5 protein-coding genes are annotated in these 6,304 nt (G+C 71.5%); 1 reads left to right on the top strand and 4 read right to left on the bottom strand.

Features of this window, described 5'->3' with window-relative positions; translation table 11 throughout:
- Window positions 1-157 precede the first annotated feature (157 nt).
- Genes AB0917_RS33355 through gmd form a run of 3 tightly spaced genes read right to left on the bottom strand, consistent with a single transcriptional unit; the run spans window position 158 to window position 3,741 of the window.
- On the bottom strand, window positions 158-2,413 hold the full coding sequence (locus AB0917_RS33355) for a LamG-like jellyroll fold domain-containing protein (protein WP_366823459.1): 2,256 nt from the start codon (window positions 2,411-2,413) through the stop codon (window positions 158-160).
- Complete coding sequence (locus AB0917_RS33350; RefSeq protein WP_366823458.1) at window positions 2,414-2,731, bottom strand: hypothetical protein; 318 nt, start codon at window positions 2,729-2,731, stop codon at window positions 2,414-2,416.
- Window positions 2,728-3,741, bottom strand: a complete 1,014-nt coding sequence (gmd, locus tag AB0917_RS33345; protein WP_366823457.1) for a GDP-mannose 4,6-dehydratase — start codon at window positions 3,739-3,741, stop codon at window positions 2,728-2,730. The genes AB0917_RS33350 and gmd overlap by 4 nt, the downstream gene beginning before the upstream one ends.
- Window positions 3,742-3,857: 116 nt before the next feature.
- Here gmd and AB0917_RS33340 point away from each other — a divergent pair, with 116 nt between their 5' ends.
- Window positions 3,858-4,841, top strand: a complete 984-nt coding sequence (locus tag AB0917_RS33340; RefSeq protein WP_366823456.1) for a GDP-L-fucose synthase — start codon at window positions 3,858-3,860, stop codon at window positions 4,839-4,841.
- A 62-nt stretch (window positions 4,842-4,903) separates the two neighbouring features.
- On the opposite strand, the gene AB0917_RS33335 is transcribed toward AB0917_RS33340, so the two are convergent.
- On the bottom strand, window positions 4,904-6,250 hold the full coding sequence (locus tag AB0917_RS33335; protein WP_366823455.1) for a sugar transferase: 1,347 nt from the start codon (window positions 6,248-6,250) through the stop codon (window positions 4,904-4,906).
- Window positions 6,251-6,304: the final 54 nt, after the last annotated feature.

The following is a 6,304-nucleotide window of genomic DNA, read 5'->3' as shown; positions in this document are numbered from 1 at the left end:
CGGGTGAAAAGCACCAGGCGATCCTGATCGACGACTTCCCCATCGCCAGCCAGCGCATCAACCAGTTGATGCCGCAGCTCAAGGCGGCGTGGCAGCGGCCAGCGCCGCCACCGTCACGACGACGGCGGCGCCGGCCAGGAACGGGTTCCTCATCGGATCAGCCATTCCTCAGGGCGTAGTGCGCGCTGACCTGGGAGGCGGTCAGCGCGGTCGGATAGACGGCGGTCTCGTCGATCTGCCCGGCGAAGAAGTTGCTCGTCGGGCGGTTCGGCCAGTTGGCGAGGTTGTCCCCGCCGATCCGCCAGTACCCCGGGGTGTTCTCGTTGCTGGAGTACAGGATGCTCGACGCGCGCAGCTGCCCGTCGATGTAGAGCGCCATCCCCGAGGGCCCCTGGGTGGCGACGACGTGGTGCCACTGGCCGTCGTTGTACGCCCCCGAGGTGGCGATGGTGCGCCGGGAGCCGCTGTAGACGCCGAAGGTGAGCCGCCCGTCGTTGCGCATGTAGACGTGCTTGTCGTGGCGGGTGCTGTTCTGCTGGGTCAGGTTCCCGAAGCCGATGATCTTCCCGCCCCGGGTGGTGGTGGTCTTGATCCAGGTCTCCACCGAGAACCGGGAGGGCGCGGGGCGGAGCCGGTTGCTGTACGCGTACTCGTCGCTCCCGTTGAACCCGATCGCGGTGGACGGGCCCGCGACGGCGGCCGGGGTCTGCCGGTAGGCCGGGGCGTTGCGCAGGAAGCCGTTGTCGAGGTTGCCGCTGCTGTCGTGGGCGAAGGTGGAGATGCCCTCGTCGTAGCGCCAGTAGAGGGTGGCCCCGTCAGCCCTGACCCGGGCCGGGTAGGCCTCGGTCTTGGTCGCCACGGTGGCCGACTGGGCGGGGGACCTGGCGCTGGTGTTGGTGCCGTCGCTCGCGGTGATCCGGTACGAGTAGGTCTCGCCCGGCACGACGTCGGTGTCGGTCCAGCTCAGCTGCGGCCGGTTCCAGAAGACCGAGAAGCCGGTCGTGGTGTGGACGGGGGTGTTCGACCCGTCCTTGTAGATCCGGTAGGTCAGCTCACCGTCGTCGGTGTCGAAGCTGGTCTGCCAGTTCACCTCGATGGTGCCCGGATTCAGCGTGGACAGGCTGACGTTGGGCACCCAGGGCGCCCCGGTGTCCGGACCGTCCCAGAAGCGGGTCAGCCCCTGCTGGGGAGAGCTGTTGACGGTGGTGAACTCGCCGCCGACCCACAGGTAGTGGCGGCCGTCCTTGCCGGTCTGGGCCATGACGCGCGGGCCGACCGGCTCGCCGATGCCGTCGTTGGTGTCCGGGAACCACGGCAGCAGCTGCGGGTCGTCGACCGACTGGGCCAGCAGGTGCTTGCGCGGCTGGTCGGGGAAGGCGCCCATGGAGGCGCAGTCGTGGGCGTGGCTGCCGCTGTAGAGCACGCCGGAGTGGACCGCGACGGACTGGGTGGCGCCCAGGCAGGTGTCGCGCCACCGCTGCTGGAAGTCGCTCAGGTTCAGGGCGATCCGGCCGTCGAACACCCCGCCGCCGGTGCCCTCGTTGGCGGTGTAGAAGCCGGTGGCGTCGGTGGTGATGTCCTGGACGGTGGACCGGTCGTGGATGAACCCCGGGTAGGACTTGGTGAGTTGGCCGGTGGTGGCGTCGACCACGGCCAGGGCGTGGGTGCTGGTGCCGTTGATCCGGAAGAAGTCCCCGCCCAGCAGCACGTTCTGCCCGTCGGGGGTCACCTCGATCGCCCGCGCCACCTCGTCGGCGTTGGCCGTGAACGGCAGGAGCGAGGCACCGGCGGTGGTGACGGCCGCGAACTTGTTCCTGGTCTGGCCGCCGACGTTGTTGAAGTCCCCGCCGAGGTAGACCGTGTCGGCGGTGACGGCGAGCGCCCGCACGGTGGCCGAGACGGAGATCTTGAAGTTGTTGCGGACGGTGCAGGTCCCGGTGTCGATGGCCGCGATGTTGCTGACCCCGACCCCGTTCACCGCCCCGAACTGGCCGCCCGCGTACAGCGTCTGTCCGTCGGGGGAGAGCGCCAGCGAGCGTACGGTGGCGGTCCCCGAGGAGACCGTGAACGACAGCGAGCAGTCGGTGGGCGCCCCTGTCGCCGCGTCGAAGGCGGCGAAGTTCACCGCGGGCTGCTCGAGGGTCCCGGGCGCGGCCTTGGGCGGGCGCAGGGTGGAGAAGGTGCCGCCCGCGTAGACGACGCCGTCGCCGGCCGCCATCGACCAGACGATGCCGTTGGTCTGCCAGGTGGAGAGGTCGTCCGCGGTGATGACCACCGGAGGGGTCAGTGCGGCTGCCGGGGAACCCCCGGCCGCCGTGGCGGTCAGGGCTCCGGTCAGCAGGCAGAGAGCGGCGGAGGCGGCCCGAACTCGGCCGCGTCCTCCGGATCTCTGCCCCGTGCTTCCGTTCATCATTCAGCTCCGAAGGTGAGGTTCGAGCTGCGGCCGGGAGGCCGCCGATCCTGCCTCGCTCGACCGGACGCGCGGACTGTCCGTCCCGCTGCTGGTCGGGGCGAGTGGGTAGACGGAGCCGAGGGCCCCGCCCGGTGCCGGCGCGGTGAGCTCCACCGAGTGGTCGGTGGAGACGGCGGTTGCGCCGGTGATGGTCCCCGGCACGGACGCGCGGAGCGCCGGCCGGGAGTTGTGGGTGACCGTCGACTCGGTCCAGGCGCCGGTGACCGGCACCACGGTGCGGCTGTCGGTGGAGGCGGGGTCCGTGACGGTGTCCTTCATCTGTCCACCCGAACGGCGGCCCCGGTCAGCTGGTCCGAGAGCAGGCGGATGTCCGCGTCGACCATGATCCGGGCCAGCTCCCGCGACTTCACCTCGGGCTTCCAGCCCAGCAGTTCGTGCGCCTTGGACGCGTCACCGATCAACGCGTCGACCTCGCTGGGACGTTCGTACTTCGGGTCGTAGCGCACGTGCTCGGCCCAGTCGAGCCCCGCGTGCTCGAAGGCGAACTCCAGGAACTGCCGGACGCTGACCCCCTCACCGGTCGCCACCACGTAGTCGTCGGGGGTGTCGCACTGGAGCATCCGCCACATGGCGTCCACGTACTCCGGCGCGTACCCCCAGTCCCGGACCGCGTCCAGGTTGCCCAGATGCAGCCGGTCCTGGAGCCCGGCCTTGATCCGGGCGACCCCCCGGGTGATCTTCCGGGTCACGAAGGTCTCCCCGCGGCGCGGCGACTCGTGGTTGAAGAGGATCCCGTTGACCGCGAACATGTCGTACGCCTCGCGGTAGTTGACCGTCGCCCAGTACGAGTAGACCTTCGCCACGCTGTACGGGCTGCGCGGGTGGAACGCGGTCCCCTCGTTCTGCGGCGGCGGGCTGGCGCCGAACATCTCGGAGGACGAGGCCTGGTAGATCCGGGTCTCGATGCCACTGGCCCGGACCGCTTCGAGGAGGCGGATGGTGCCGAGCCCGGTGACGTCACCGGTGTACAGCGGGGCGTCGAAGGAGACCCGGACATGGGACTGGGCGCCGAGGTTGTAGACCTCGTCGGGCTGGATGTCGCGCAGCAGGTTCACCAGCGCGACGCCGTCGCTCAGGTCCGCGTGGTGCAGGACGAAGGAGCGCTCCGGCTCCTCGGGGCCCTGGTAGATGTGGTCGATCCGCTCGGTGTTGAAGCTCGACGAGCGGCGTATCAGGCCGTGGACCGTGTACCCCTTGCCGAGCAGTAACTCCGCCAGGTACGAGCCGTCCTGGCCGGTCACTCCCGTGATGAGCGCGGTCTTCGCCACGATTCCCCCTTCTCTGCTGTCCGTCTGCGCGACGAACAGGTCACCGACATATCGGAATTGGAGCGTTCTGCGGCAAAACATCGCCGCAGTCCCTTACTGCTGGCACAATCCGAGCCATGACGACCGAACTCCCCGTCCCACCCCAGGAATCCGCCCGCCCCCTACTGCGCCCGGGGTCCCGCATATTCGTCGCGGGCCACCGCGGGCTGGTCGGCTCGGCGGTGGCCCGCCGCCTCGCCGACGACGGCCACGAGGTCCTCACCCGCGGCCGTGACCTCCTCGACCTGCGCGACGGAGCGCGGACCGAGGCGTATCTGCGGGACGTCCGCCCGGACGCCGTGGTGCTGGCCGCCGCCAAGGTGGGCGGGATCATGGCCAACAGCACCTATCCGGTGCAGTTCCTGGAGGACAACCTCCGCATCCAGCTCAGCGTGATCGCCGGGGCGCACGCGGCGGGGACCGAGCGGCTGCTCTTCCTCGGCTCGTCGTGCATCTACCCCCGGCTGGCACCCCAGCCGATCCGCGAGGAGTCGCTGCTCACCGGGGAGCTGGAGCCCACCAACGAGGCCTACGCCCTGGCCAAGATCGCCGGCATCGCCCAGACCCGGTCCTACCGCCGGCAGTACGGCGCCTCCTACATCAGCGCCATGCCCACCAATCTCTACGGGCCCGGCGACAACTTCGACCTGGAGACCTCGCACGTCCTGCCCGCGCTGATCCGCCGCTTCCACGAGGCCCAGCGGGACGGGGCCCCGGAGGTCACCCTGTGGGGCTCCGGCTCCCCGCGCCGCGAGTTCCTCCACGTCGACGACCTGGCCGCCGCCTGCGTACGCCTGCTGGAGGCCTACGACGGTGACGCGCCCGTCAACATCGGCTGCGGCGAGGACCTCACCATCCGCGAACTGGCCGAGACCATCGCCGACGTGACGGGTTATCAGGGCCGGATCGGATGGGACACCTCGAAGCCCGACGGGACCCCCCGCAAGCTGCTCGACGTCTCCCGGCTGACCTCCCTCGGCTTCGAGCCGCAGATCCCGCTGCGCGACGGCATCGCCCGCACCTACGCCTGGTGGCTCGGCCAACTCCCGCCCGCAGCCTGACCGTTCGCCGCCGCAGACGCGGTGGCGCACCGGGGCTCCTCGCATCCGCACGCCCGCCGTCCTCAGTAGGCCCCGCGGCCGTCGGCGACGGCGCGCACCGTACGGGCGAGGAGCCCCATGTCCGTGGTCACCGACCAGTTGTCGACGTACCAGAGGTCCAGGGCGACCGTCTCCTGCCAGGACAGGTCGGAGCGCCCGCTGACCTGCCACAGCCCGGTCAGCCCCGGTTTCACGGCGAGCCTGCGGTGCTCCCGCTCGTCGTACCGGGACACCTCATCGGGCAGCGGGGGCCGCGGCCCGACCAGGGACATGTGCCCCATCAACACGTTGAACAGCTGCGGGAGTTCGTCGATCGACGTCCGGCGCAGCGTCCGCCCCACGGGCGTCACCCGGGGATCGTGGCGCATCTTGAACAGCGGCCCGTCGCCCTCGTTGGCCTCGATGAGCCGCGCCCTGCGCGCCTCCGCGTCCGCCACCATCGTGCGGAACTTCCACATGGTGAAGGGCCGGTTGTGCTGACCCTGGCGGATCTGCCGGTGGAAGACGGGGCCGCGCGAGGAGAGCCGCACGCTCAGCGCCACCGCGAGCAGCAGCGGGGAGAGCACGAGCAGCCCGAACAGGGCGCCGGTGCGGTCCAGTAAGGCCTTGAGCACCCCCTGCGGGCCACCGCGCAGCGGCGGCGCGATGTGCAGCAGGGTGAGCCCGGCCGCCGTCACCGGGCGGACCCGGCCGGCCGCGATGCCGGAGAGCTCGGAGAGCACGCACAGGGCGACGCCCGCGTCGTGCAGCCCCCGGCCGAGCCGGTGCAGCCGGTCCCCGGTCAGCCGGGGCCCGGGGGCCACCAGCACCAGGTCAGCCTCGTTTGCGTAGGCCCCGCCGAGCACCGTCGTCACATCGTCGTCCGCCGGGCAGGAGGCGAGCCGCCCCGGCACGGGCACCCCCTCGCAACCCGGCCGGCCGAGCCCGACCGGAATCGCGGCCACCAGCTGATAGGCGTGGTCCGTACGGGAGTTGAGCAGCTCGGCCGCGCGGTCCAGGCCCGCGGCCTCACCCACCAGGAGCACCCTGCGCACCGCCCGGCCCCGCCGCGCGGTCCGCGGCCAGCGCCGCAGCCCCTCCACGGCGGTGGCGGCCAGCAGCCCCGGCGCGACGGCCACGACGGCCGTGGCCGGGTCGACCGAACCCCCCGCCGCCGCGTGCAGGACGGCGAGCACCCCCAGGAGCACGAGCCAGTCCCCGAGGGCGCCGAACGCCCCGCCCGGCTCGCCCCGCAGCGGGTCGGTGTACCGTCCGCGTGCGCCGCGTAACCCGGTCCACACCAGGCCGGCCACCGCCGCGGCCACCCAGGGCCGGGGCTGCCCGCCCAGGTGTAGCAGCAGCCAGGCCGGTCCGGTGCTTGGCAGTGGCATAGCACTGGTCGATGATGCTGCGTACCTCGGAGTCGATCAACTTGGCCGTCTCGC

The sequence above is a fragment of the Streptomyces sp. NPDC007346 genome (genome assembly GCF_040703535.1).
Classification (GTDB): Bacteria; Actinomycetota; Actinomycetes; order Streptomycetales; family Streptomycetaceae; genus Streptomyces.
Note: the sequence above shows the minus strand (reverse complement) of the source record. Positions and strands in the feature narration are given on the sequence as shown.